This is a genomic window from Ottowia sp. VDI28, assembly GCF_049532675.1.
GTDB lineage: Bacteria > Pseudomonadota > Gammaproteobacteria > Burkholderiales > Burkholderiaceae_C > Ottowia.
Genome location: NZ_CP149820.1, coordinates 4609101 through 4632674 on the forward strand (window position 1 = coordinate 4609101; position 23574 = coordinate 4632674).

Annotated in this window: 23 protein-coding genes, 1 tRNA gene and 3 pseudogenes; 18 read left to right on the forward strand and 9 right to left on the reverse strand. The window is 62.4% G+C overall.

Annotation, left to right across the window (positions count from 1 at the left end; translation table 11 throughout):
• The first annotated feature begins 178 nt into the window (after positions 1–178).
• From WJU18_RS21945 to WJU18_RS21970, 6 genes are read left to right on the forward strand one after another with little or no spacing between them, the layout of a single operon-like run.
• Positions 179–1330, forward strand: coding sequence for a thiolase family protein (locus WJU18_RS21945; protein ID WP_423455676.1), 1152 nt, complete (start codon positions 179–181; stop codon positions 1328–1330).
• Positions 1331–1350: 20 nt separating this feature from the next.
• Positions 1351–2136: an OB-fold domain-containing protein gene (locus tag WJU18_RS21950; RefSeq protein ID WP_423455678.1), complete on the forward strand. Its 786-nt coding sequence runs from the start codon at positions 1351–1353 to the stop codon at positions 2134–2136.
• Positions 2133–2531 carry a MaoC family dehydratase gene (locus tag WJU18_RS21955; RefSeq protein WP_423455680.1) on the forward strand — a complete coding sequence of 133 codons (399 nt, stop codon included), beginning with the start codon at positions 2133–2135 and terminating at the stop codon, positions 2529–2531. Before WJU18_RS21950 ends, WJU18_RS21955 begins: the two co-directional genes overlap by 4 nt.
• A gap of 2 nt (positions 2532–2533) precedes the next feature.
• Positions 2534–3361: an IclR family transcriptional regulator gene (locus tag WJU18_RS21960; protein ID WP_423455681.1), complete on the forward strand. Its 828-nt coding sequence runs from the start codon at positions 2534–2536 to the stop codon at positions 3359–3361.
• A 47-nt stretch (positions 3362–3408) separates the two neighbouring features.
• On the forward strand, positions 3409–4395 hold the full coding sequence (locus tag WJU18_RS21965; RefSeq protein WP_423455683.1) for a Bug family tripartite tricarboxylate transporter substrate binding protein: 987 nt from the start codon (positions 3409–3411) through the stop codon (positions 4393–4395).
• Between the two features lie 12 nt (positions 4396–4407).
• On the forward strand, positions 4408–5622 hold the full coding sequence (locus WJU18_RS21970; RefSeq protein WP_423455685.1) for a CaiB/BaiF CoA transferase family protein: 1215 nt from the start codon (positions 4408–4410) through the stop codon (positions 5620–5622).
• A 32-nt stretch (positions 5623–5654) separates the two neighbouring features.
• Here the strand turns inward: WJU18_RS21970 and WJU18_RS21975 are convergent, their stop codons facing one another.
• From WJU18_RS21975 to WJU18_RS21995, 5 genes and pseudogenes are all read right to left on the reverse strand, one after another.
• Positions 5655–6227, reverse strand: coding sequence for an NADPH-dependent FMN reductase (locus WJU18_RS21975; protein WP_423455687.1), 573 nt, complete (start codon positions 6225–6227; stop codon positions 5655–5657).
• 252 nt (positions 6228–6479) lie between these two features.
• Complete coding sequence (locus tag WJU18_RS21980) at positions 6480–7466, reverse strand: lysylphosphatidylglycerol synthase transmembrane domain-containing protein (protein ID WP_423455689.1); 987 nt, start codon at positions 7464–7466, stop codon at positions 6480–6482.
• Between the two features lie 4 nt (positions 7467–7470).
• Positions 7471–8756: pseudogene (gene clsB, locus WJU18_RS21985) on the reverse strand (cardiolipin synthase ClsB).
• A pseudogene (locus WJU18_RS21990) lies at positions 8756–9540 on the reverse strand (endonuclease/exonuclease/phosphatase family protein). The pseudogenes clsB and WJU18_RS21990 overlap by 1 nt, the downstream one beginning before the upstream one ends.
• A gap of 186 nt (positions 9541–9726) precedes the next feature.
• Positions 9727–10656: a LysR family transcriptional regulator gene (locus WJU18_RS21995; RefSeq protein WP_423455691.1), complete on the reverse strand. Its 930-nt coding sequence runs from the start codon at positions 10654–10656 to the stop codon at positions 9727–9729.
• Positions 10657–10751: 95 nt separating this feature from the next.
• On the opposite strand from WJU18_RS21995, the gene WJU18_RS22000 reads away from it, so the two are divergent.
• The 4 genes from WJU18_RS22000 to WJU18_RS22015 all read left to right on the forward strand — a co-directional run bounded on the left by WJU18_RS22000 (position 10752) and on the right by WJU18_RS22015 (position 13989).
• On the forward strand, positions 10752–11771 hold the full coding sequence (locus WJU18_RS22000) for a Bug family tripartite tricarboxylate transporter substrate binding protein (protein ID WP_423455693.1): 1020 nt from the start codon (positions 10752–10754) through the stop codon (positions 11769–11771).
• A gap of 2 nt (positions 11772–11773) precedes the next feature.
• Positions 11774–12853 (forward strand): sulfatase-like hydrolase/transferase, encoded by a 1080-nt coding sequence (locus WJU18_RS22005; protein ID WP_423455695.1) that lies wholly within the window; start codon positions 11774–11776, stop codon positions 12851–12853.
• A complete protein-coding gene (locus WJU18_RS22010; protein WP_423455697.1) occupies positions 12735–13220 on the forward strand; it encodes a sulfatase/phosphatase domain-containing protein in 486 nt (161 codons plus the stop codon). The genes WJU18_RS22005 and WJU18_RS22010 overlap by 119 nt, the downstream gene beginning before the upstream one ends.
• A gap of 526 nt (positions 13221–13746) precedes the next feature.
• Complete coding sequence (locus WJU18_RS22015) at positions 13747–13989, forward strand: hypothetical protein (RefSeq protein ID WP_423455699.1); 243 nt, start codon at positions 13747–13749, stop codon at positions 13987–13989.
• 77 nt (positions 13990–14066) lie between these two features.
• On the opposite strand, the gene WJU18_RS22020 is transcribed toward WJU18_RS22015, so the two are convergent.
• Both WJU18_RS22020 and WJU18_RS22025 read right to left on the reverse strand, forming a co-directional pair.
• Entirely contained in the window at positions 14067–14477 is a 411-nt protein-coding gene (locus WJU18_RS22020; protein ID WP_423455701.1) for an Hsp20/alpha crystallin family protein, read from the reverse strand.
• A gap of 26 nt (positions 14478–14503) precedes the next feature.
• Positions 14504–14950 (reverse strand): Hsp20/alpha crystallin family protein, encoded by a 447-nt coding sequence (locus WJU18_RS22025; protein WP_423455702.1) that lies wholly within the window; start codon positions 14948–14950, stop codon positions 14504–14506.
• Between the two features lie 251 nt (positions 14951–15201).
• On the opposite strand from WJU18_RS22025, the gene WJU18_RS22030 reads away from it, so the two are divergent.
• Entirely contained in the window at positions 15202–15447 is a 246-nt protein-coding gene (locus WJU18_RS22030) for a hypothetical protein (RefSeq protein WP_423455704.1), read from the forward strand.
• Positions 15448–16135: 688 nt separating this feature from the next.
• Here WJU18_RS22030 and WJU18_RS22035 read toward each other — a convergent pair.
• Together WJU18_RS22035 and WJU18_RS22040 are read right to left on the reverse strand one after the other, a co-directional pair.
• A tRNA-Gly gene (locus tag WJU18_RS22035) sits at positions 16136–16211 on the reverse strand.
• 531 nt (positions 16212–16742) lie between these two features.
• Positions 16743–17243: a DUF305 domain-containing protein gene (locus WJU18_RS22040; protein WP_003098996.1), complete on the reverse strand. Its 501-nt coding sequence runs from the start codon at positions 17241–17243 to the stop codon at positions 16743–16745.
• Positions 17244–17693: 450 nt separating this feature from the next.
• Between WJU18_RS22040 and WJU18_RS22045 the strand changes: the two are divergent.
• The 7 genes and pseudogenes from WJU18_RS22045 to WJU18_RS22075 all read left to right on the forward strand — a co-directional run bounded on the left by WJU18_RS22045 (position 17694) and on the right by WJU18_RS22075 (position 23424).
• A pseudogene (locus WJU18_RS22045) lies at positions 17694–18439 on the forward strand (hypothetical protein).
• A gap of 118 nt (positions 18440–18557) precedes the next feature.
• A complete protein-coding gene (locus tag WJU18_RS22050) occupies positions 18558–18770 on the forward strand; it encodes an AlpA family transcriptional regulator (protein ID WP_003090093.1) in 213 nt (70 codons plus the stop codon).
• Positions 18771–18812: 42 nt separating this feature from the next.
• Positions 18813–19688 carry a ParA family protein gene (locus tag WJU18_RS22055; protein ID WP_009517730.1) on the forward strand — a complete coding sequence of 292 codons (876 nt, stop codon included), beginning with the start codon at positions 18813–18815 and terminating at the stop codon, positions 19686–19688.
• Positions 19672–19941, forward strand: coding sequence for a hypothetical protein (locus tag WJU18_RS22060; RefSeq protein ID WP_009517729.1), 270 nt, complete (start codon positions 19672–19674; stop codon positions 19939–19941). Before WJU18_RS22055 ends, WJU18_RS22060 begins: the two co-directional genes overlap by 17 nt.
• Positions 19934–21613, forward strand: coding sequence for a ParB family protein (locus tag WJU18_RS22065; RefSeq protein ID WP_423461072.1), 1680 nt, complete (start codon positions 19934–19936; stop codon positions 21611–21613). The genes WJU18_RS22060 and WJU18_RS22065 overlap by 8 nt, the downstream gene beginning before the upstream one ends.
• A 14-nt stretch (positions 21614–21627) precedes the next feature.
• Positions 21628–22188 (forward strand): DUF2857 domain-containing protein, encoded by a 561-nt coding sequence (locus tag WJU18_RS22070; protein ID WP_003090097.1) that lies wholly within the window; start codon positions 21628–21630, stop codon positions 22186–22188.
• A 3-nt stretch (positions 22189–22191) separates the two neighbouring features.
• Positions 22192–23424: an STY4528 family pathogenicity island replication protein gene (locus WJU18_RS22075; RefSeq protein WP_023113902.1), complete on the forward strand. Its 1233-nt coding sequence runs from the start codon at positions 22192–22194 to the stop codon at positions 23422–23424.
• Positions 23425–23574: the final 150 nt, after the last annotated feature.

The following is a 23574-nucleotide window of genomic DNA, read 5'->3' on the forward strand; positions in this document are numbered from 1 at the left end:
TAAAAGTCAGGATTTCATTCCACATTTCAGACACTTTGACATTCACAACTGTGCATCCTATTGTCCATAGTGAATACCGTTCAAGGCAAAAAGATCCCAAGCCAGAGACAGGAATTCCCCACGGAAAAGGACGGAAGGATTGAAAGGATGGGAAGGACGCCATGCTGAAGGAGCACCCATGACACGAGCCCGACTCACGGGCGTAGGCCACACGCAGGTCGGCAAGCTCCCGGGATCAAGCTGCATGGGACTGCACGATGAGGCTGCGCACGCGGCCATCGCCGATGCCAGCCTGAAGCTGCGCGACATCGACGGCGTGCTGTGCGCCTACTCCCTGGCCGAACCGCACCCCATGCTGGCTTCGTATTTTTGTGAATACGTGGGCCTGCAACCTGCGTTCAATCTGGCGGTGCAGGCCGGCGGGGCCACGGCCTGCATCATGATCATGCAAGCTGCCGCGCTGGTCGAAAGCGGGGTCTGCCGGCACGTGCTGTGTGTGACGGGCGACACCCGCGCTACCGGCATGGCGCGTGACGGCGGCGCGGTGGCGGCGCTCGCGGGGTTTGGCCATCCGCAGTTCGAGCAGCCGCACGGTATGAGCGTGCCGGCTGCCTATGCACTGGTGGCACAGCGCTACATGCACGAATACGAAGCCACTCCGGAGCAGTTGGCCGCGATCGCCGTCGAGCACCGGCGGCATGCTGCACGCCACCCTGGCGCGCACATGCGCGATCCGCTTCAGATCGAGGACGTCATGCGCTCGCGCCTCATCAGCTCGCCCCTCCGGCTGCTCGATTGCTGCCTGGTTTCAGATGGCGGGGCCGCCGTGGTCGTGAGCGCCAGCGATGCGGCGCGGGACACACGTGCGCCTGTGAGCCTGCTCGGCGCGGGGCAAGGCCATACGCACGAACATATTGTGGCCGCCTCCAGCCTGGTGGAGTTCGGATGCCGCCAAGCGGCCGACCGCGCCTTCGGGCGGGCGCAGGTGAACCGGTCCGACATTGATGTGGCACTCGTGTATGACTCGTTCACCATCACGCTGCTGATCCAGCTCGAATCGATCGGCTTCTTCGAGAAAGGAGAAGCCGGCCGCGCCGCCTTGGCCGGTGAACTGGGCTTGAATGGCCGCCTGCCCTGCAACACGCACGGCGGATTGCTGTCGTTTGGCCACTCCGGCGCGGCCGGCGGCATGTTCCACATCGTCGAGGCCGTGCGGCAATTGCGCCGCGAGGCAGACGCCCGCCAGGTATCGGACGCGGAACTGGCTTTCGTGCACGGAGACGGCGGGATTCTTTCCGCGCATTGCTCTCTGATTCTGGGGCGATGCTGAATGAGACTGAAAAGACCGAGATGAAGAAACCCACACCAGTACCCACCGCCGAAACGCAGCCGTTCTGGTCGGCGGCGGCCGAAGGCCGGCTCATCTACCAATACTGCCCCGTCTGCAAGAAAGCGCAGTTTCCGCCGCGCCACCGCTGTGCGAGCTGCGGCCAAGCCGAAATCACCTGGCGCGAATCGCATGGCATTGGCGCGGTTCACAGCTTCACCGTCGTAGAACGCGCCTCAGCACCGGCGTTCCAGGATGACCTGCCGTACGTGATCGCGCTGGCCGATCTTGATGAAGGTTTCCGAATGATGGTGACCATGCGCGGATGTGAACCACACCAGGTCCAGATCGGTGCCCGCATTCGTGTCGTGTTCGAGCTGGGTGAAAACACCTGGCCACTACCGACGGCCACATTGCTGGGTGAGATGCTGACTTTCGCGCGGCTCGAACCCGGCCGCGTCTACGGGCGGCATACCGAAACGATCGGGCAACGCCTGATCGACCAATGGACCGCGCTTTACCCATGGGATCAACCGCAAGGCGATAGGGCCCCGAGCGGCCTGACCAACATGGTAGGCATGCGCACCTATCTTCTGGCCATGCACCCTCGCCCGCCGGGCAACGTGCATGCTTCGATCAAGCTCCGGGGCGCCCGGCCGCTGCGGATCGGGGCGCGCGTATCCGCGGAGGTCTCCTGCAGCGGCAAGGAAGAAAAAGGGCGCCGCTTCGTGGATTTTCACGTTCGCGGTACCGACGAAGAAGGCCACCAGGTCATCGATATGGAACTGCGCTTGATATGGGCTCAATGACACCGCACTCTCACACCCCTCGCGCACGCACGCTGACACCCGTTTCGCTGGAGGCGAGCCTTGGCAATATCGCCGCCTACGCCGAGATCAGCCGCGACTGGAATCCGATTCACCTTGATGAGGAGTTTGCCAGGAGCACGCCGATGGGCGGCATCATCGCGCACGGCACCATGTCGCTGAACCTGATCTGGCAGTCCCTGACGCTCAGCCTCGGCGCAGATGCGCTGCAACGCGTCACACTGGACGCCCGATTTCTCAAGCCCGTGCGCCCCGGCACCCAGGTACGCGCCGGCGGCGAGTGGTCGGAAGAGGCCAAGGGCTGGAACGTATGGGTCAAAACGGATGCCGGCGAGGTCGTCATCGCAGGAACCGCCCTCATGGACAGCGCCCCTTGACCATGGAGAGCACCGAAAGCCACTGCGATCCCAACTGGCTCGACCTGGAGGCCACGCCACACGCCGTGGGCGCCGGGCGCGATGTGGGCGCCGTGCGCCAGGCCCTGGCCGTGCTGCGCGTGATCAGCGCCGCGAGAGAGCCTATCCCCTTGGCCGCCATCGCCCGCTCGGCCGGCGTGAGCCCATCGACCACGCTGAACATCCTGCGCACGCTGGTCAACGAAGGGATTGTGCTGTTTCACGCGTCCGCCAAGTCCTATCAGCTCGGCCTTGGCTTGCTTGAGCTGGCCGGGCCGCTGCTGATCCGCTCCGACGTGGAACTGGCCGAGCCGCTGTTGCAGCAGATCGCTTCCCGCCACAGCGCCACGGCCACCATCTGGATGGTCCGGCCCGGAGGCCGCTTGTTGCTGGCAGCGCGGCTGGTACCAGACAGCGTCATCCGCATTGAGTTTCGGGTGGCCAGCCGCCTACCGCCCTATGCGGGGGCGACCGGCGCCATGGTCGCGGCGGCGCGCGGCGCCAGCACGGCCGATATCGAAGCCGGGGTAGGCCAGGTGCGCTGGGCCCATGTGCCCACGCCGGACCAGTTCCTTTCGCAGGTCGATCAGGCCAGACAGCGCGGCTACGCGGTCGACGAAGGGTATCTGATTCCAGGGGTCACCTCGGTGGCAGCTGTCGCCAAAGGTGCAGGCGACGATCCGCGCCTGGTGCTCTCGGCCCACGTGTTCCAAAGCCAGTTGAGCGGCCAAGAGCTTGACCGTCTCGGTGAAGAACTGCGCGAACTAGGCGCACACGTTGGCTCTGCCGTATACCGGCGCCGGCCGCGCTAGCGGCCTCATTTCCTTCCATTCGATACCTACTACAGGAGACATGACCCATGCCCATCAAAGGACTGATCAAGCAACTCTTGATACCCGCGCTCGCATTCTGCGCGGCTTCGCTTCCCATCGCATCGGCCTTGGCACAGGAATGGCCTGCACGGACGGTGACCTTGATCGTCCCATATCCGCCCGGCGGAAACGTCGACAACCTGGCCCGGTTGCTCGCCACCGAGTTCTCCCAGAAGATGGGCGGAACCTTCATCATCGACAACAAACCGGGCGGAACCGGATTGGTCGGCACCAATATCGTGGCTCGCGCCAAGCCAGATGGGTACACCCTGCTCATGGGCTCCTATTCGACCTTCGCCACGCTCCCTGCGCTCTCCCGGATGGACCCGGAACCGTTGGACTCCATCGACGTCGTGGCCGGCATCGCGGGCTACATCCCCGTGCTGGCGGTCAGCAAGCAGTTGGGGGTCAAGACCTTGCAGGAACTGGTTGCGCTCGCCAAACGCGAACCTGGAAAGCTGACCTATGGGTCCGTAGGGGTTGGCTCTTCATCGCACGTCAACGGTGAAACGCTGAAGCACGCCGCAGGCATCGACATGCTGCACGTGCCGTTCAAGGGCTCCAGCCAAAGCGTCACGGCGCTGATCGGCGGCCAGATCGACGCGGTGATCGATGGCGTGACCGTGACGCCCGCCCAGAGCGGCCGTGTAGTGCCGCTCGCCGCGTTCTACAAGAGCCGGCATGAAATCCTGCCCGATGTACCTACCGCACAGGAAGCCGGCGTCGCAGCGCGCCTTCCCACCAGCACGACCTTCGGTATGTTCGCGCCCAAGGGAACCCCGCCCGCTATCGTCACGAAGCTGCAGAGCACCTTGGAAAGCATTACCAAGGATCCCTCGTTCAAGAGCAAAGTGGTGGCGATGAGCCTGAGCCCGGACTACACCCCCGCGGCGGAGTACCGCAAGGCACTGGAGGCGGATCTGAAATACAACCGGGACTTTTTGCCCAGAATCGGTGTGGCAGCGGAAAAATAAGGAGACCAGAAGATGCCGACAAGCATGCCATTCAGCCAGGTCAAGATTCTTGATTTCACGCGATACGTTGCGGGCCCGTTCGCGACCTTCCAGTTCGCGGTTCTCGGAGCGGACGTCATCAAAGTCGAACCCTTGGAAGGGGACCCCACGCGCGAGAGCCCGGTCGACAAGTCACTCGCCGCCGCGAAGATGTCTCCGACCTTCTTCGCCATGAACCCCAACAAGCGCAGTATCGCGCTCGATCTGAAATCCCCCGAAAGCATCCCGATCATTCACAGTCTGATCCAGGACATCGATGTCCTATGCGAAAACTTTCGCCCGGGCGTGATGAAAAGCCTGGGGCTGGACTACGATACCTTGAAGGCCCTGAATCCACGCCTCATCTATTGTTCGATTTCGGGGTTCGGCCATTCAGGGCCTGAGAAATACACGGCCGCGTTCGACGGCAAGATCCAGGCGATGTCCGGCGTGATGGCCATGAACGGAGACCCCGCGGGCGGCCCCACGCGCATCGGCTTCGCCGCCTGCGATCTCATCGCCGGGATGACGGGCGCCTTCGCCATCTCCAGCGCGTTGTATGAACGGGCGAATACGGGCCAGGGCGCGTTCCTTGATGTCTCCATGCTCGACTCCACCCTGGTGTTTCTCTCTTCGCAGGTCAGCGAAGCGACGATGAGCGGCATTCAGCACACGCAGATGGGCAACCAGTCGGTCAGCCGCAAGCCGACGGGAAACAGATTCAAGACGGGCGACGGAGATATCGTGCTCGCGGTGATGAACGAAAAGCAGTTCATCAAGCTGCTAACCACCCTGGGCCGTCCGGAAGCCTTGAACGACCCGCGCTTTGCCAACTGGGCCACTCGTACGGAACATGAGAAAGCCCTGCGGGAACTCATCGAAACCGCAATGTCCGGTCATGGCGCGGCATACTGGGAGAAGACATTGACCGCAGCCGACGTGCCCTGTGGTGCCATTCGGCGTGTCGATCAGATCATCGAGCACCCGCAGCTCGAGCATCGGGCCGCGCTGCAGAAGGTGAAGACCTTCAAGGGAGAATTCCGGATGGCCGCAGCTGGTTTTCAATGGCAAGACAAAGCGCCCACCATTGAGACCGGTGCGCCTTTGCTCGGCGAACATACCGATGAGATCCTGCTGCAGGCGGGGTACAGTGCGGAACAGATACAGCAGTTGCGCGGCAAGGGCGTCCTGGGGCCTGCCCCCGCTTGAGCATATAGCCCTCTCAGTGCGCTTAGATGGGCTTACTTGGCCCGCAAACCCTGAAGCGCGTTCGTCCAGCGCAGCAGTTCATCGAGCATGGCGGTGGCGGACTGACCATTGATCGGGTTGGCCGCCAGCCCTCCTTCGGCTTGCATCTGTTGCGCCACGTTCGTGAGCGCAACCGCCTCCACCATGGGTACCACCTTGAGCGTGCTCAGCAGCGCCTTGGTGACCTGCACGGATCTGATGCCGCCCGACATGCCTCCGTAACTGACGAAACCCACGGCTTTGTAATGCCATTCACGAACCAGATAGTTGAGCGCATTGACCAGCGCGCCCGGTGGCGCAAAGTTGTATTCGGGCAGCACGAAGAGGAAGGCATCGGCCGCCGCCACGCTGGCGCTCCAGGCACGCGTGTGCTCGTGGGCATACCGCCCCAGCCGGGGATGCTCGGGTTCGTCGAAAACAGGCAGACCGAAAGAGGCCAGATCCACCAGCTTCGCGTCGAACCCGCCGTGGGCCTGTGCCGCGCCATGCGCCCATTCGGCCACCGCCGGGCCAATGCGCCCCGGGCGCGTGCTGCAGATCAAGGTATGGAGAACTGGACGTGTCATGTAAGTACTTCAAGAACAAAAATAAAAAGGAGCTCCTAGGGCCGAATCGTAGCCGCCTCCAAGGCCCCTGCCTTCTCGACCACCGCGCGCAGCAGATAATGCCGTGAAGCAACCCCAGTTTGGCGACGTCTAGAACAGGGAGTTTCTTGCGCAGTAGTCGTGCAACGAGCGAGATAGCCTACTTCAGCGGCGTTGCAACGTTGGAAGTCCCCAAGAAATCACTATGACGCTGTAGATACATCAGGCTGTGGTCTAAGCAGCTCTCTGACGCCAGTGCAACTCCGCAGCGCCCAAAGCCAAGGTTGCGGGCAACAGGGGCGCGAAATAATACAAGGCCCGATAAGCCAGGAGAGCCGCCAGCACCTCGGCAGAATCCAGAGGTGGTGCCGTAAGCAAGGCCACACCCACAGCCTCCAGCACGCCCAAGCCGGCGGGCACGCGCAGCACCAATCCGGCCACCGCCCCCAGCATCACGGTGGCCAAAGCCGCGGGGTAAGCGACCTGGCCCTGCAGCACCGTCCACAGCGCCGCGCCCATGAACATCCAGTTGCAAGCTGATGCGGCTACCTGCCACAGAGCCACGGGCCAGCGAGGCCATGGAAGCGAATGGCCCCGCCATGTGAATGCCCGGCCCGCGCGGAGGGCACATAGCCACACGTAGGCCAGAGGAAGGCACCCCAGCAGCATGCCGCCCGTGCGCCACTGCCCAGATGTGACCGACCAGCCTGCCACGGGTGGCGGTTGCCACAGCCACGGCAGCACGGCCATCAGCACAAGGTAGCCCAACCAGTTCGTTACGATGCTGATGGCCACCACTTGTCCGATGGTGCCCGGATCCACGCCACGCCGCGAATACAGCCGGTAGCGCACACCCACACCGCCGATCAGGGAACCCAGATTGAGTATGAATGGGTAGCTCGTCATGGCGATGCCGAGCGTGGCGAAGAGGCCGAGGCGGTGGCGGCTGCATTGGCGGCCTACCCAGTCGAACGTACCGTAAGTGAGATGGCTGGCCAGCGCGAGTGCGCCCGCCATGGCAAGTACGCTGACCGGCAGATTCCGCAGCGCGTGCAGCACAGCATGCCAGTCCACCAAGCGCGCATGCCTCAGGATAAGCCAAGCCACCAGAGTCAGAAACAACGCCACCGCGCTTCGCTTCAGCCAGGGCCACCAAGGCCGCTGCGTCATGCTGCGCCAGCCCGTCAACGCATCGGCTGTTGTCGATGGCGGGCGGGCCATCGCGCTATGCCGATGCGCTCGCATCGTCTGAGCCTGACGCAGACTCTGCGGAAGCCCTCGGCGCCGTTTGCCCCACGACGGCAATCTGGGGTTCGTGCCGCGGCAGCCAGCCTGCCCAGGCGGGAAACCAGCGCATCAAGTGAAACAGCACATAACCGCGCAACAGCCGGATACCGTCGAAGCGCCCGGGGGCGTGGCCTCGATCTCGCGGCAGCTGCTCTCGATCAGATGCGCCAACCGCCGATACAGGTGCGCGTTGAAATGCCGGTCCCGTATGATGACGTTCGCCTCCAGGTTCAAGGACAGACTCAGCGGATCGAGGTTACTTGAGCCCACCGTAGCCCATTGGTCATCAACCAACGCCACCTTGCCGTGCAGCGGCCGGTCGCAGTATTCGTAGATGCGCACACCGGCGCGCAGCAGATGGTCGTAGAGCATGCTGGCGGCCTTCCGCGCGATGGGCATGTCAGGCCGGCCTTGGAGAATAAGACGCACATCCACGCCGCGCCGGGCCGCACGCCGCATCTCGCGGGTGAACCGGTACCCTGGAAAGAAATAGGCGTTGGCGATCACCGCGCGATGACGCGCCGAGCGCAGCGCCACCCGGTAATGGCGTTCGATATCGCTGGGGTGCTGGTGGTTGTCACGGGTTACGAACATGGCATCCGCGGCTTGCGCATGCGGAAGGCTCCCGGCGTCCGCCTGGCAAGGTGCCTGTGGTTGCCGGTGTTGCTGCCTGCGTCCGGGCCGGCCCAACACAGCCTCGCGCGTGAAGTGACGCATCTGCGTGACGATGGGTCCACGCACCGCCACGGCGTAGTCCTGCTTGGCCTCGGGGCCGAAATCAGCCATGTGATCGGCCGAGTAGTTGATGCCGCCGATAAAGCCCAATTCACCGTCCACAACGACGATTTTGCGGTGCATGCGGCGCAGCGGATTGAGGCGCTGACCGAGAAAGCGGCGGCCCGGATCAAAGATACGAAAACGCACCCCCTCTTCCACCAGACTCCCCACGAAGCCTGCGGAGAGATCCGGCGATCCGAAGCCATCCACCAGCACATGCACCTCCACTCCGCGCCGGGCGGCCGCGAGAAGAGCGGCATGAAGTTGCTGGCCTACTTCGTCCTCGAACACGATGAAGGTCTCCAGCATCACCTCGTGTTGGGCACTCGCAATGGCGTTGAACACGCGCGGGAAGAATTCCTCGCCGTTTTCCAGCAATTCGAATTGATTGCCCGCAACCCATCGGGAAGAGCGCGGCGCATTGAAGGTGCTGGGAGACTTGCGTATCACAGCAGGATCTCCGCAGCCAACGGGGCATGATCCGACAACTTGTCCCAAGGGGTACGGGGAAGAGCCAGCGGCGAGTGCACGGAGGCATTGCGCACGTAGATACGATCCAGTGCCAATAGAGGCATGAACGCCGGGAAAGTGCGTGCCGCGTGTCCAAAGGCTTGTACAAATACTTCACGCAGGTCCGCGCCGCGACGCAGGATGGCGTGCGCCCGGTGGCGCCAGTCATTGAAATCCCCAGCCACCACCACAGGCTCTTCTGGGGGAAAGTGCGCAGAAGCTCACACACACGCAGCAACTGCCGCTGGCGGTGCGACTCCTTCAGGCCGAAGTGCACACACACCGCATGTACCGGCAGGTGGTGCCCAGGGGGCTGCAGCACGCAGTGCAGCATGCCGCGGCGCTCGGGGCCCGCGACGGAGATGTCGTGATTCTCGTAACGCGTGATTGGAAATTTCGACAGCAGCGCGTTCCCATGATCTCCGTTGTCGTAAACCGCATTGCGCCCATAGGCGTACTGCGGCCAGATCGTGTCAGCCAGAAACTCGTAGTGCGGCACTTGGGGAAAGTTCGCCACGCGGCTCGCATGCAAGTGATGTGTGCCCAGCACCTCCTGCAGGAACACCAGGTCCGCCCCTACCTGCCGCACAGCATCACGCAACTCGTGCAGGATGAAGTGCCGGTTGAAGGTGGTGAACCCCTTATGTACGTTCACGGTGAGGACCTTGAACGCGATGGGTTCTGAAACAGGATGGGGACGGACGGAAGGTTCAATCGTCATCTCTGAACCATTGTTCCTCGGGTAGCGGGATGCCGCTGTAGGACGTCCGGCCGTGGGAATGTGCTGCCAGGGCGATTCTGTTGTCTGCTTGGGACCTCGACGGCTCCGCGGTCGACGGCGTTGCCAACCTTGTCAACCTGGGCGGGATACCCAGCCACTCCGTTCCAGCAAGAAGCTGAACAGGCTCTAGGCAATAGCTCGCGTGACTTCCGCCAACGTCGTGCGGGTGGCATCCGCCGCTGCTGGCAGAGCCCTGGCAGTGCTCCACACTACGCTCAGAGAACGACGAATCTCTGGCGCACGCAGCGGAATAAACGCAATTCCATCGACCACCGCCGGTGCCGGCCCAAGCCGCGGCCTTATGGTGTAAACAGCACCATCGCGTACCATCAATGTGATGAGATGTCCCGTGTTGGCGCTTGCCGCGGTACGTACGATGCATCCGATACTCGAGGCAGCGTTGTCAATCATTCGGCGTAACCGATTGGGATGCAAGGTGAGCGCCAGGGGATAAGTAAGAGCCTCCGCGAGATCGATGGCACTGGGCAAGCGATCGAAATTGTCCGCCAGCCCACAGAAGCAAAATACCTGGGTTGCACACTCCTGAACGTGCAGACTCGCATCCGTGCCGGCGTCGGGCAACAGTGCGATGTCTGCGGAACCATCTCGCATCCACTGCGTGATGGCGTGGCTGTCTCCCTCCAGCATGGTGAGTTCCACGAGCGGGTAGCGCGCCTGCATGGTGGAAAAAAGACGTACGCCCAATTGATCGATCAATGAAGTAGGAATGGCCACGGTAACGAGGCCGCTGGGACTGTGATTAGTGCGGGCCATCGCCGCTTCGGCTTCCGCGACATCGCGAAAGATGCGGCGCGCATGCTCCACAAGTTGCAAGCCCGCCGCAGTAGGGCGCGCGCCAGTGGAGGAACGCTCCAGCAGCGGCGTGCCCAGAGCCTCTTCCAGCAGGCGTACTTGCCGCCCTACGGCCGGCTGCGCTCGAAGCAGGCGTGCTGCGGCGCGATTCATGCTGCCTTCTTCTGCAATGACAAGAAAGGCACGTAGATGATCAAGATTCAAAGCCAATGCTCGTCCTTCATCATGTGCGCCGCGGTTCAAAGAAATTTGAAGAGCCCTTGTGCGGAGATTGTATTTCCATGGATGCGCTTGACTGCCTAGACTGCCTGACTCCCTCCAGGATCGTGAAAAAAGACATGCCGCTCCCTCTTGTTGACTCCCCTTTCAGCCCCGCTGTTTCTCGCCGCGAGGCCATCCAGTACACGCTCGCTGGGATGATCGCCGCAACGGTTGGCCTGCCGCGCTCGGCCACCGCGCAAAGCTACCCGACCCGAGCGGTACGACTGCTGGTACCCGTTGCCTCCGGAGGCGGCACCGACATGATTGCCCGCGTCGTGGCGGATGCCCTTTCACGCCACATGGGGCAGCCTTGGGTAGTGGACAACCAGGCGGGCGCTGGTGGCCAGATCGCCAGTCAAGCCATCGCCCGCGCCGAGCCGGATGGCTACAACCTGCTGCTAGGCTATGTCAGCACGCATGGCACCCTGCCAGCCGTCCGCAAGTTGCCCTACGATGTATTGAAAGATTTCACACCTATCACCATGATCGGTGGCGCGCCCAACGTACTGGTCTGCAATGCCGCCACCGGGCCGAAATCGTTCCAGGATTACCTGGCCGATCTGCGCGCCAACCCCGGCCAGGCAGGCTACGGTTCCGCAGGCACCGGCACCATCACTCACCTTGTATATGAGCATTTGAAACTCGCCACACGTACCTCGGTGCTGCATATCCCGTACCGCGGCATTGCTCCGGCATTGACTGATCTCATGGCTGGACAGGTGCAGTATTCGATGCCTGGGCTGGCCGGTGCGCTCGGCTATATCAAGTCAGGCAAGCTGAGGCCGCTGGTCGTCACAGGGCCGGCTCGCCACCCGCAGCTTCCGGATGTTCCCACGCTAGAAGAGCTTGGCGTCAAGAATTTCAAGGCCGCGCAGTGGGTAGGCATCATGGGTCCGGCACACATACCTGCCGCAGTGGTCATGGCGCTGGAATCTGCGTGCGCCCAGGTGTTGCGCAAGCCTGAATTGACCGCCAAGCTAGCCGGCGACGGCTTGCAGATGATGCCGATGAGCCAGCCTGAATTCACCAACTATGTCGCCGCAGATCTTGCACGATGGCGCTCGGTGGTCAAGGAACAAGGTATCAAGGAGTCTTGAACGTGCAAAACAGGAAAAAGCGCATCGCCATCGTCGTCATGTCGGATGAACATTCCGGCGTTGCCATGGGTTCGGCCGGCCACCCATGGATCAAGACACCTCACCTGGATGCTTTCAGCGCATCCAACACGCGCTTCACATCGGCCTATACCAATTCGCCCATCTGCATTCCCGCGCGAGCATCCTTTACCACGGGGCTTTACACGCATGCCACCCGCAACTGGTGCAACGGGTTGCCCTACACCGGCACGCCGCGTGGCTGGACACACCTGCTGCGCGATGCTGGCTGCGACGTCACCTCGATAGGCAAGCTCCACTTTCGCAATGAAGTGGACGACACTGGCTTCACACGCCAACTGCTGCCCATGCACGTTGTCAATGGCGTAGGGGATCTGCTGGGTGCGGTACGCGACCCGCTGCCAGTGCGCCACAAAGCCAAGGCACTGGCGGAGGAAATCGGCATCGGCGAAAGCACCTATACGCAATACGATCGCGCGATCGCGGCCGAATCCATCCGCTGGATCCAAGATCATGCGGAACAGGACAACTGGGTTCTGTTCTCGTCCTTCGTTGCACCGCACTTCCCCTTGATCGCGCCTGAGGAGTTCGCCGCCCTCTACCGGCTGGAAGACATACCGCTACCCAAGCTGAGTCGGGCGGAAGACCGCGACGATCACCCCTGGATCAACGCGCTGCGCGACTGCTTCCGCCACGACTCCTATTTTGATGAGATGCTTCGCAAGCGAGCCATGCTGAGCTATGCCGGCCTGTGCAGCTTCATGGACTGGCATTTCCAGCAAATTTGCGACGCAATTGAAGCCGCGGGCCTGGCTGAAGAAGCGCTACTGATCTACACCGCGGACCATGGCGACAACATGGGCACCCGCGCGCTCTGGGGAAAATCCACCTTGTACGAGGAGTCTCGCCCGCGTCCCGCTCCTGGTGCGCGCTCCAGGCCGGAATATGCGTCAGGTGGTAGCCACGCCCGCCACCCTCGCCGACGTGGCGCCGACGCTCATGGAATGGATGGGCTTGCCGGCGCCGGCGGAATGGCCTGGCCGTTCACTGCTCTCGATGGGTGAAAGCCGGGACGACCATCAGCGCGTGGCATTTTCCGAATACCACGCCGCAGGCGCCGAGACCGGCGCCTACATGGTGCGCCAGGGCCATTGGAAGCTGATCTACTACGTAGGCATGGCTCCTCAACTCTTCAACCTTGCGCAAGATCCCGAGGAACTCCATGATCTCGCCCCAGGAGGCGAGCACGCCACGGTATTGAAGCAATTGACCGTTGAGTTGCGCCGCATCGTGGATCCGGAAGCTCAAGATCGCCAAGCCAAGTCCGATCAGCACGTCCTGCTGGAAGCACATGGCGGACGCGATGCGGTGGTGCGCCGCGGAGGCTTTGGCGCCACTCCCGCCCCAGGGGTCACAGCCCGCTTTGCCTGAGAAAGAAGGCGCGCGCCGCAAATACTTTCGTGCACTGCAGCACACCCGTCACGGTACTGCCGCTGCAGTCAAGGCCCATTCCGTCGAGATGGCGACCTCAAAAACGCCGGCTGCAGAGGTTGCCGCTGAATCTTCAGGACACCCCAGAAACAAAAAAAGGAGCCGAAGCTCCTTTTTTTGCCTCCTGGTCTGATGAAATCCAGAAGCCTTCGGTGTGGACTGAATTGCTGACCGCCATTGGCCTCGAGTCGCTGGCGCGAATTGAGCCTGCACCTGCTTGCCGAGACAAGCCGCAGTTGGCCGGCTGCATGCCGCTTGCCGGCTTCGCCCTCCATGCAGCTCGGCGCGCGGACTGCACACATCAGCCAGGCCTTGGACCCAACGCGCAGCGATGGAGCCGTCCGACACATTACCATCAGGTACAAAGACAGTACCTTTGTATCCAACACTCTTGTGAAGAAACGCTAGAGTAAACCCTAGTAATTCAGCCATTTCATCAACGTTCAGTGACCAATGAGAGCAAAAAATGGATACAGAATTGCTTGAAATCGTTGCTCAAGAAACGTCCGCCATTGTCTTGCTGGATCCTCCGAAAATTGACGCCTTCCTTGACCTGAAAGCAGAAGGCCTGATCAACGGCGCCCTCCACTTCCTTCCAGGCGGAAAACGCTACGTCACCGTGCATGGACTTACTCCCGATGGAAATGCGCTCCTGGCCATCAAACGGAGTCTGCAACGGAGAGCCAGCAGGCGTTCAACAGCTCACTGAAGGTAGAGCTGCTTACGTCGCCTTCCTCAGAATAGACCAGCACGGCCATAGGCGGCCGTGCGGTCCAAGAATGCCCGTCAAGCGAGCTGTACTTCGATACGCTTAGGCTGAGCGTGCTCCGCCTTAGGTATGCGAAGCTTCAGAACTCCTTGCGCCAGCTCAGCAGAGATCTTCTCGGTGTCGAGTTCCTTGCTCAGCGTGAACACGCGATGAAATCTCGCCAATCCTACTTCGGTGTGATGCGAAGCCAGCCCCTCAGGCGCCGTCAAGCCAGATTCAGCTTCGATGGTCAGCGTATCTGACTCAACATGCAGGTTCAATTTATCCCGGCTCACTCCGGGAAGATCTGCATACAAGGTGATCCCATTGCCGTCCTCCACCACGTCCACAGGTGGAGTCAACGCGGCTTCGCTGTAACGTGACCGCTCCTGCGAGCTTGCGCTTGCACGAGCAGTGGTGTTTTCGGAAGTTTGAACATCGTTGCGCATGGTTTTCTCCTTTTCGCAATAACGGATCACTGGATCTGAATGCGGCGCGGCTGGGCAGAGATGCGTCGCTGGATAGTGATATGCAAGACGCCGTCATGCAGCTTTGCACTGACTTGATCTGGATCAGCGTCATCTGGCAAGGTCACCACCCTGCGGAAACGTCCTTCAAACCGCTCATTGATGTGAACGGTGGCCTTGTCGCTCTTGTCGCTCTTGTCAGGAAGCGGGCTCTTGCGTTCACCGGCAATGGTCAGCAAGCCGCGTTCCAAATTGACTTCCAAAGTCGCCGGATCAAGACCCGGGGCGAAAGCATAAATTTCGATGGTTTTAGGAGTTCCACCGACGTTAAGAGCGGGATAACCATGGCGGGCAAAGCCGCGAATAGTGGGAGACGGATCCAAGGCCTGCTGCAAATCGCGCTGCAGGCGATCCATCTCGGCGAGTACATCACGCGGAAACAAGGATCGATACATAGCGAAACCTCCATTCAAGGGTTGAACAGAGCGCTGGAAGCGTCTCCAGCGCATCCAGTCACAAGAATAGGAATGGCCCGCGCGATTTCAAGCCTCAACTGGGCGCGAAAAATTTAATTTGGTCAGCGAGTGTTTGCAGCGGTTTTTTAGCACATGCACGCGGCGATATGGCGTGGTCGACCCTCTTGATAGACAACCGCTCTACCCATATTTCCGGTCTCATCCCATTACCGACATCGGAGAGGACAACCATGAAACCCGCAGCGGAACTGCTTTTGGCGGCAGAGTTGATCAAGAGGGCGGAGGTCTTGAGAGACAAGGACGCGGCCAACTTCGCGGCGCAGGAGTTGCGAAAGGGATCCAGGGTGCCTCTGGACGTGTTGTTGACGAAGTTCGCGCAGCAGCATCCGTACCCCGAGTACTTGGGCCGGGCGCTTGCCGAACTGGAGAACGTGGCGGATCTCGTCATGCAGACGCGCCCGCCGGCCCTCGGGTAGAGCTCGCCCGCGCATATCGCTCCGGCCGCGGGAGCGAAGTACCCCGATCAGGCAACCATTCTGAAGGGCGGCAAAGAACACCTTCCGGCTAAGCTGGGGATCCGATCATCAACGATGAGAAGGGCCTTTGCAATGCCACCTCATAATCCAGCTGTTGCACGGCGCTGATTCGCTCAGAAAGTGAGGATCCGCGGCTGGAAAGGGAGGCTCGTGCCCTGAGCCACGCCCAAGCAAAACTGCTCAACGGGAAGGCTGAATTCTGGTGGTTGCTTGAAAACCGCACCAGCTTCGAGCGGCAAGCCGGGAAGCGGCCCGCAGGCACATTCATGGCTTGGGTGCCTGGCCGCCCGTCAGTCGATCGGCTGAAGGCTATCAGACACCTCTTGACGCTCGCGCCTGCCGCGCTCAAGTGCAGCGATTAATCTAAAGTTTTCTTTCATTGCCAAATCACATTAAATCGCAGTTTAATATGATGCCCAAAAATGAAAGCAGACTTGAATATTGCCCAGATAAGATGACCTGAGTTCACTCTTTTACTTGGAAGCCGAGCAGTGCCAAACACGGTACCCCCTTGATGTGAGGCCGCACTGGTTATAGTCAGGGCCTCCCCGCATTGCAGAAACAAAAAAAGGAGCCGAAGCTCCTTTTTTTGCCTCATGGACTGATTAAATCCAGAAGCACTCCATATTGGAGCGGGAAACGAGGCTCGAACTCGCGACCTCAACCTTGGCAAGGTTGCGCTCTACCAACTGAGCTATTCCCGCATGTGCCTTGGATACCAAGGCAACTCACTAACTCAACGCCACAGGACTTACGCCCTGATAAAAAAAGAGCCTAAGCTCCTTTTTTAACGCCCATGAATCAGTTGGGATTCATGGGTGCTCCATATTTGGAGCGGGAAACGAGTCATGCACTAGAGCGCTAAGTCTCTGTTTCCCAATCACTTTCTCCACTGTGGTGATCAGCGAAGAACTCAATTATAGCCTTGTTTTTCGCCCTCGGCAACAAAGTTCATCCAACCACTTCCACCAGCGTCCAAGGATGATCCATCCACCCGTCGTTACGCCTGATGCGTCCAGCTGCTGAGCGGGTTCGCTATCGAACTCCAACTTGCGACGATCATGACTTGCGCTCGCTCCGCAGGCAGCGCGGGGTGGTGTCGCGTGGACTGCCTGGCACCTGGACGGCTGTAGGACACAACCGCCGGCATCGGAACACCGCAAGTACTCATCTTTACATCGCTGCGGCTAACTTCGCCGGAGCGCAACGCGGCGCCAGTGTAGTGGCAGCCAGCCTCAACGAAGGCGTGCAGCAATCCGGTTCATCTGCTCGATCTCCGCGCGCTGGCCATCGGAAATCGCTTGGCATAGGTTGACGAGTTCCGGATCTGAGAGCTGCGCCTCGCGGCACATGAGGATCGCTCCCGAATGGTGCGGGACCATAGACGCGATGAACTGTCGATCGCCGATTCCGGTTTGAGCACGGGTCGCGGCAAAAGAACCGAGTGTGAGAACGGCAAACAAGCCGTACAGCACGAGATTGAGCCGCCGGTTTGGAAACATGCCGGGCATTGTCGCTAGCATGAAGATGCCCATTGGCGCCCACATAGTGACCGCCATGTAGAGCATGTTGAGATTGTTTCTGAAGTCCCTGGCGCCGTCGATCATGCTGAACATTACGAAGTACATGACGACGAGGCCCAACACCATGTTCACCCAGAACTTGGCGTATGGTCGGCCGTGCTTACCCATCTGACCGGATGTGTGATGTTGATGTTCATGGGAATGTTCAGCCATCTCCGTCTCCTATGTGCTGGGGCAACCTGGCAGGGTCACTGGTACTGCGGCAGATACTTTGTCGATATATCAGCATGTGGAGCGATGCATCACTAACCGCTGATTTCCAGTCACCAACTGGACGTAGGGGCGTCGAACGCTTCAACTCGCTGGTCTTGAACCGTCTGGATATCAGACCATACCAAATCGGTCTTGATGGGCTTTGCGCCACCTATGACGCTGGTACCGTGAGCGCCAGTATCGAGCTTGCGTCCTCATCGCTCGATGGGCCGGCAACTGATCAATTCTTGCATATCAAGCAAGACAAGGCCACCTGCGGCGGATGCCAATGGCCTCCTCCGCCTTCGCTTAGGGCATCGCCTCAAGCGTCCGTTGCAGGCCATAACGACACAACAGCCCTTGGGCAAGAAAGGAGCCGGTGATGTAGCGCACCCGAAAGGAGATGAAGACATGCACAAGGACATTTCAACATCAAAGGTGTTCTATCGTCCCATCGAGGCGGCCATCCGATGGGCTGGGTTGCTGCGGTATCTGCCGATGATCCTGGCCACGATCGCGTCACCGCGTGTCCTGCCTCCGTCGCTGAACTGCCCTCGATGGAATGAGTGCCGGCTGCACTCGGAACGTATCTATGACGGCATCCTCAACGGAGAGCTGCCCTACGGCAAGAACGGGATCACGCTCAATGATCCGAAGCTGCTGAATTCTCTGGATCTGACTGTTCGCCATGTCGATCTGAAGCGTTGGATGCGCACCCACTATCCCGAGCACCGGCCAGGATTCCTGTTCAGCCGTGGCGAACGCATGGCGCACCCCTTCATCACCATGGAAACAGGACAGGCGATCCTGGTCGAGCGGCTGGCCCTTCAGGCCGCGCTTGAACATGCCCGGCGCCAGATGCGGGAATTGCAGGAGCAGCACGACACCTTGCTCAAGCAATCTGCCGTGCTGCTGGCCTCCAAGCAATGCGAGATCAGCGAGCGAGCTGAGACGACGTATCTCAACATCATCGGCGGGATGCTGACGCTGATGCTGGGCCAGTCCCCTTCGGTGTGCCTTATTCCAGCTTCAAGACTCAGGAGGCACTCGTCTCGGCATTGGTCGCCCATTATGGCGGCACCATGGGCATTACGGAGCGAACCTTAAACGGCAAGTTCGCCAACGCCAGGAAGTACGTCCGTAGCGCAAGCGGATGAGGCTATCCAGCTTGTATGTGCAACCGCGGATATTGCATTTGCAGTGTCTTCCCGCAGCCAGGTCTATTGAATAGAGGTCACGCCAACAAACGCCACCGAGCGTTCAGGAGTGACCGCCATGTCGCAGACACCTGTACTCCCGCCGAACGAGCGCCGCATCCTGCGGCTCGATGAAGTCGAAGCGAAGTCCGGCTTCAAACGCGCCCACATCTACAACCTGATGAAGAAGCGCCAGTTCCCCCAGGCGCTGCGCCTGGGCGTGCGCGCCGTCGGCTGGGATTCGATCGAAATCGACCAGTGGATCGCCGAGCGCCTCAACCACCGGACCTGACCCGTTCTCCCGCGGACTTCCCATTCCCAGCAGGAGAGCGCCATGCAGGTCGTATCCATCATTTCAACGAAGGGCGGCGTCGGCAAGACCACGACGGCCGCCAACCTGGGCGGGCTCGCCGCCGATGCGGGCCTGCGTGTGCTGCTGCTCGACCTCGACGTGCAGCCCACGCTGTCTTCCTACTACGAACTGGCTCACCGCGCACCCGGCGGCATCTACGAGCTGCTGGCCTTCAACGAGCGCGACCTCGGCCAGCTCGTGTCCCGCACGGTCGTCGCGGGCCTGGACCTGGTGCTCTCCAATGACCACCGGGGCGAGCTGAACACCTTGCTGCTGCACGCGCCGGACGGACGCCTGCGGCTGCGGCATCTGCTGCCGGCGCTTGCGCCGCTCTATGACCTGGTGCTGATCGACACCCAGGGCGCGCGTTCCGTGCTGCTGGAGATGGCGGTGCTCGCCTCCGATCTTGCGCTGTCGCCCGTCACGCCGGAAATCCTCGCGGCCCGGGAGCTTCGACGCGGCACCATGCAGTTGCTCGAAGACATTGCGCCGTACCGGCACCTGGGCATCGAACCGCCGCCGCTGCACCTGCTCATCAACCGCGTTCACCCGGTGTCGGCGAACGCCCGACTGATCCAGCAGGCCCTGCGCGACCTGTTCCAAGACCATGCTGGCATCCGTGTGCTCGCCACCGACGTGCCCGCCATCGAAGCCTATCCGCGCGCCGCGACGCGCGGCCTGCCGGTGCATCGGGTCGAGCACCGCCAGCCGGCCGGCAGAGTCGCCCCTGCCGCGCTCGACACGATGCGCGCGCTCGCCAGCGAGTTGTTCCCGCAATGGCAGGACCGACTGGCTCAAGTATCCGGTCGCCCGCCACGTCCTCTTGATACCGGGAGGCCCCATGGCGAACGCACATGAACTGGCCCGCGGCCACAAGCGGCTGCGCGCCCTGATCGAGTTCGCGGTCGGTGAAGGCTGGCACGTCAAGCGCACACCGGGTGGGCACCTCAAGTTCACCAAGGCCGGCTGCGCGGCGATCTACACCAGTTCGACCGCGAGCGACCAGCGGGCCGGACTGAACGCCCGTGCGCAGATCCGCCGCGCCGAGCGAGAGGCCCGCATGGCGCCGGCCGGCGGTCGTGGGGACTGCGAGGGGTGCGGCCATGGCTGACCTGACCTCGCAGGACATGGCCGGCAAGCTGCTCGCGGCGGGCTTCGAGCGCAGCGGCCCAGCGGCTACGGCCTTGAGCGACCCGATCGCGGACACGCCCATGGTCGTGACGCTGGACCAGTTGCGGCCCTACGACCATGACCCGCGCATGAAGCGCAACCCGGCCTACGAGGAAATCAAGGCATCCATCCGCGAGCGCGGCCTGGACGCGGCGCCGGCCATCACGCGCCGGCCCGGCGAGGACCACTACATCATCCGCAACGGCGGCAACACGCGGCTGGCGATCCTGCGCGAACTCTGGTCGGAGACCAAGGAAGAACGCTTCTTCCGCATATCGTGCCTGTTCCGGCCATGGCCAGAGCGCGGTGAAATCGTCGCGCTGACCGGGCATCTTGCCGAGAACGAACTGCGCGGCGGCCTCACGTTCATCGAGCGCGCGCTCGGCGTCGAGAAAGCACGCGAGTTCTACGAGCAGGAGAGCGGCGCCGCCCTGAGCCAGTCGGAACTGGCCCGCCGCCTGGCGGCCGATGGCTTTCCCGTCCAGCGGTCGCACATCACCCGCATGGCCGACGCGGTGCGCTACCTGCTGCCCGCCATTCCCACTGTGCTCTATGGCGGCCTGGGGCGCCACCAGGTCGAGCGACTGTCGGTCATGCGCACGGCCTGCAAGCGCACCTGGGAGCACTATGCCAAGGACCGCTCGCTGCCGCTGGACTTCGACAGCTTCTTTCAGGAGGTGCTGGCGCAGTTCGACACGCAGGGCAACGAGTTCGCGCCGCAGCGCGTGCAGGACGAGCTGATCGGCCAGATGTCCGAGCTGCTGGGCATCGGCTACGACGTGTTGGCGCTGGACCTGACCGAATCGGAAAGCCGCCACCGGGCGCTGGTCAGCGACCCGACGCCACCTGCGGCGCCGCCGGCGTTGCCTTCGCCCACCGCCGGCACGCCGACTCCCCCGGGCGCAGCATCGTCCATCGCCACGCCTGCAGCGGCGGCCGGTCCTCCACCCGCCAGCCCTCCGGCGTCCGAGCCCACCTTGCGCCACGACGACACGGCGGCTGGCGAAGCGGCCACGGGAAGCCCGGCGGCTGCACCGAGCGATCTGCTTCGTGAGCACATCGTCTCGCCGGCACCGACGACCGAACGGCTGCAGTCGATCCAGCGCATGGTCGCCGACCAGTTGGGCGATGCGCTGCCGCCCGACTTCTCGGCGAGCGTGTTGCAGTCCATCCCGGTGCAAGCCGGCGGACTCTATCCGATCTCCGATGTCTGGTACATCGACGCCGGCCTGGACACGCCCGATCGGCTGCGCATCCACATCGCGCAGTTCGCGCGCGAGATCGCCGGGGAGGCAGGCCTGGACGAGTACATCGAGGATCGCGCCGATGGCATCGGGTTTGCGTGCCGCGCCCGCGGCCAAGCCCCGTCGCCGCTCGGCCGCGCGGTGCTGACGCTCCTCACTTCGCTGACGGGTCAGCCCGTCGCCGAAGCGGGCCTGGACGGCGCGCAGCTCGCCGCCGACCTGCCGACCCTGTTGCACGGCCAGAGCCAAGGCCATGGCAGCGGCGCAAGGCGCTTGAGCGACACCGCGTTGGTCAAGCTCTTTCGGCTGCTCCGCTTGGCCCGGCGTCTGCTGGACCTGGAAGCCGGCACCACGGCGCCCGGGACGTGAGCGAGGGAGGTCGCATGTCCACATCGCATCCGCTCAACCAGGCCGTGATCGCCCAGGCGCTGTATGACCTTCGCAACGGCCAACTGCGCCGCTGCAAGGCCATGGGCTTCGGCGAGGCCGAGCTGGATGCGCTCAAGCACCCCGCGCTGATCAGCGTGCTGGCCAACGCCAGCGTCTCGTGGTGCTCGGTCACGGTCAACCGCGAAGTGCTGCAGCGCCTGCTCAACCAGGCACAGGACGTGGAGAAGGAAATCGCCACGGTCGATCGCATGCTGCGGCTGGGGGCCAGCACGGAGATGGTCAGCCGCTTCTATGGCCTGACCCATCAGGAAGTCGCCCTGCGGCGGGAGATCCTCGGCCTGCCCAAGCGCAAGGGGCGCCACCCCGTCCTGGACGAGACCCAGGACACCGAACTGTGGCGGCAATGGAAAGCCGTGACCAGCAGCAGGAACGTCGATCTGGAGGACGAGACCTCGATTCTCGATGCGGCCATGGACCTGGCCGAGGGTATGTCACTGCCGCTCTCGGTGGTCTGGGCCGCGATCAGGAACTGGGTCGATCAGGGATTGGGCTAGGCCATGGCCGTGGACGACACCGCCCCACGAGCCCCGCGTCAAGGCCCCGTCGCACTCGCCGACCTGTTCGACGCTGCGCTGAAGGACCTCACGCCCAAGCCACATCCCAGCGCGCCAGCGCCCATGGCAGTGCCCACGCCTGCCGCGTCCGGCGACGCCTTCCTGTTCAGTGGCAATCGGCACGAGAGCGTGCCGCGGCGGCTGTTCCTCGACCGCCGCCTGACACCGCTGGAGCGCAACGCCTGGCAGGTGTTCCGGCTGATGCTCAACGACGACGGCGTCACGGCGTTCCCGACCTATGAGCAGTTGCGCCCCTGGCTGGCGTCCATGCCCTGCGCGGGACAAGCCTCCCACGAGACCGTCGCGCGGGCGCTGACGCTGCTGCGCCTGACGCGCTGGCTGAGCCTCGTGCGACGACGGCGCGACCCCAAGACCGGCCGCATCCTCGGAAACCTCTACGTCCTGCATGACGAACCCCTGACACCGTTCGAGGCCATGCAGCTCGACGCCGACTACCTGGCCCTGGTCAGCCAGTCGCTGGGGCATTCGGCCAAGGCCGTTCAGGTGGTGGGACTCAACACCCTCCAGGAGATCGCGGACGACCCGATGTTGTCCGGACGCACCTTGCCGTCGCGGCTGCAAGTGCTCGCCGAGCGCCTGGCCGACCAGGGCATCACCGCCACTCAAAGTTATCCACAGGAGGATGCGATCCACGATTCCGAAGAAGGGCCCGCGAGCCTTCTTCGGAATGGCGAACGCCCCTCTTCGGAATCCGAAGCAGGGCCGAAACCCGCGCCAGACGGCGCTCTTCGGAATCCGAAGCAGGACCGTACAGTACGTAGTAGTCGTATTAATGAAGTACGTACTACCGCGCAGGCGCGTGCGCTGGGCGACCTGCAATGGCCCAAGCGCTTCGCGGAACTGAAGGCGGAACAGCAGGCCGGAGCCAGGATGGCGTTGCAGCAGGTGGACGCTGCCCTGGGGCAGGCCGTGCTGGACGAATGGGCCGCACGGTGCGGCAAGCATGGCATCCGCAACCCCGCCGGATATCTGTTCGGCATCATCCAGCGCGCCATGCGCGGCGAGTTCAATGCGTGGGCCAAGCAGACCGGCCCGGCACCGCCAACACCATCGGCGGCGCGAGCGCCACCATCCGAGCCGCCGCGCAACGTCGTGCCGCCCGAGGTGGCCCGGCAGCACATCGAGCGCCTGCGCGACCTGCTGCGCAAGACCTGAGCACAGGGCTCGTCAAAGCCGTGAAGTAGATCTCCATGGCGGTCGGCAGAAACGGTCCCCTGGGGACGGCTGTGCGGTGAAGCGCCGGGTGACGGCGCGACCTGCTGCGCGAAACCTGGGCAAAGCGCCTGGCAAGGCCATGAAGCAAAC

Bases quoted from the DNA above. Each gene is read 5' to 3' on its own strand.
- WJU18_RS22055 (WP_009517730.1), top strand. From the start codon at position 18,813: ATGCAGGTCGTATCCATCATTTCAACGAAGGGCGGCGTCGGCAAGACC.
- WJU18_RS22010 (WP_423455697.1), top strand. From the start codon at position 12,735: ATGCGTCAGGTGGTAGCCACGCCCGCCACCCTCGCCGACGTGGCGCCG.
- WJU18_RS22020 (WP_423455701.1), bottom strand. From the start codon at position 14,477: ATGCGCAACGATGTTCAAACTTCCGAAAACACCACTGCTCGTGCAAGC.
- WJU18_RS21960 (WP_423455681.1), top strand. From the start codon at position 2,534: ATGGAGAGCACCGAAAGCCACTGCGATCCCAACTGGCTCGACCTGGAG.
- WJU18_RS22075 (WP_023113902.1), top strand. From the start codon at position 22,192: ATGGCCGTGGACGACACCGCCCCACGAGCCCCGCGTCAAGGCCCCGTC.
- WJU18_RS22000 (WP_423455693.1), top strand. From the start codon at position 10,752: ATGCCGCTCCCTCTTGTTGACTCCCCTTTCAGCCCCGCTGTTTCTCGC.
- WJU18_RS22040 (WP_003098996.1), bottom strand. From the start codon at position 17,243: ATGGCTGAACATTCCCATGAACATCAACATCACACATCCGGTCAGATG.
- WJU18_RS22050 (WP_003090093.1), top strand. From the start codon at position 18,558: ATGTCGCAGACACCTGTACTCCCGCCGAACGAGCGCCGCATCCTGCGG.
- WJU18_RS22060 (WP_009517729.1), top strand. From the start codon at position 19,672: ATGGCGAACGCACATGAACTGGCCCGCGGCCACAAGCGGCTGCGCGCC.
- WJU18_RS21950 (WP_423455678.1), top strand. From the start codon at position 1,351: ATGAAGAAACCCACACCAGTACCCACCGCCGAAACGCAGCCGTTCTGG.
- WJU18_RS22065 (WP_423461072.1), top strand. From the start codon at position 19,934: ATGGCTGACCTGACCTCGCAGGACATGGCCGGCAAGCTGCTCGCGGCG.
- WJU18_RS21975 (WP_423455687.1), bottom strand. From the start codon at position 6,227: ATGACACGTCCAGTTCTCCATACCTTGATCTGCAGCACGCGCCCGGGG.
- WJU18_RS21955 (WP_423455680.1), top strand. From the start codon at position 2,133: ATGACACCGCACTCTCACACCCCTCGCGCACGCACGCTGACACCCGTT.
- WJU18_RS21980 (WP_423455689.1), bottom strand. From the start codon at position 7,466: ATGGCCCGCCCGCCATCGACAACAGCCGATGCGTTGACGGGCTGGCGC.
- WJU18_RS22030 (WP_423455704.1), top strand. From the start codon at position 15,202: ATGAAACCCGCAGCGGAACTGCTTTTGGCGGCAGAGTTGATCAAGAGG.
- WJU18_RS22015 (WP_423455699.1), top strand. From the start codon at position 13,747: ATGGATACAGAATTGCTTGAAATCGTTGCTCAAGAAACGTCCGCCATT.
- WJU18_RS21945 (WP_423455676.1), top strand. From the start codon at position 179: ATGACACGAGCCCGACTCACGGGCGTAGGCCACACGCAGGTCGGCAAG.
- WJU18_RS21965 (WP_423455683.1), top strand. From the start codon at position 3,409: ATGCCCATCAAAGGACTGATCAAGCAACTCTTGATACCCGCGCTCGCA.
- WJU18_RS21970 (WP_423455685.1), top strand. From the start codon at position 4,408: ATGCCGACAAGCATGCCATTCAGCCAGGTCAAGATTCTTGATTTCACG.
- WJU18_RS22070 (WP_003090097.1), top strand. From the start codon at position 21,628: ATGTCCACATCGCATCCGCTCAACCAGGCCGTGATCGCCCAGGCGCTG.
- WJU18_RS22025 (WP_423455702.1), bottom strand. From the start codon at position 14,950: ATGTATCGATCCTTGTTTCCGCGTGATGTACTCGCCGAGATGGATCGC.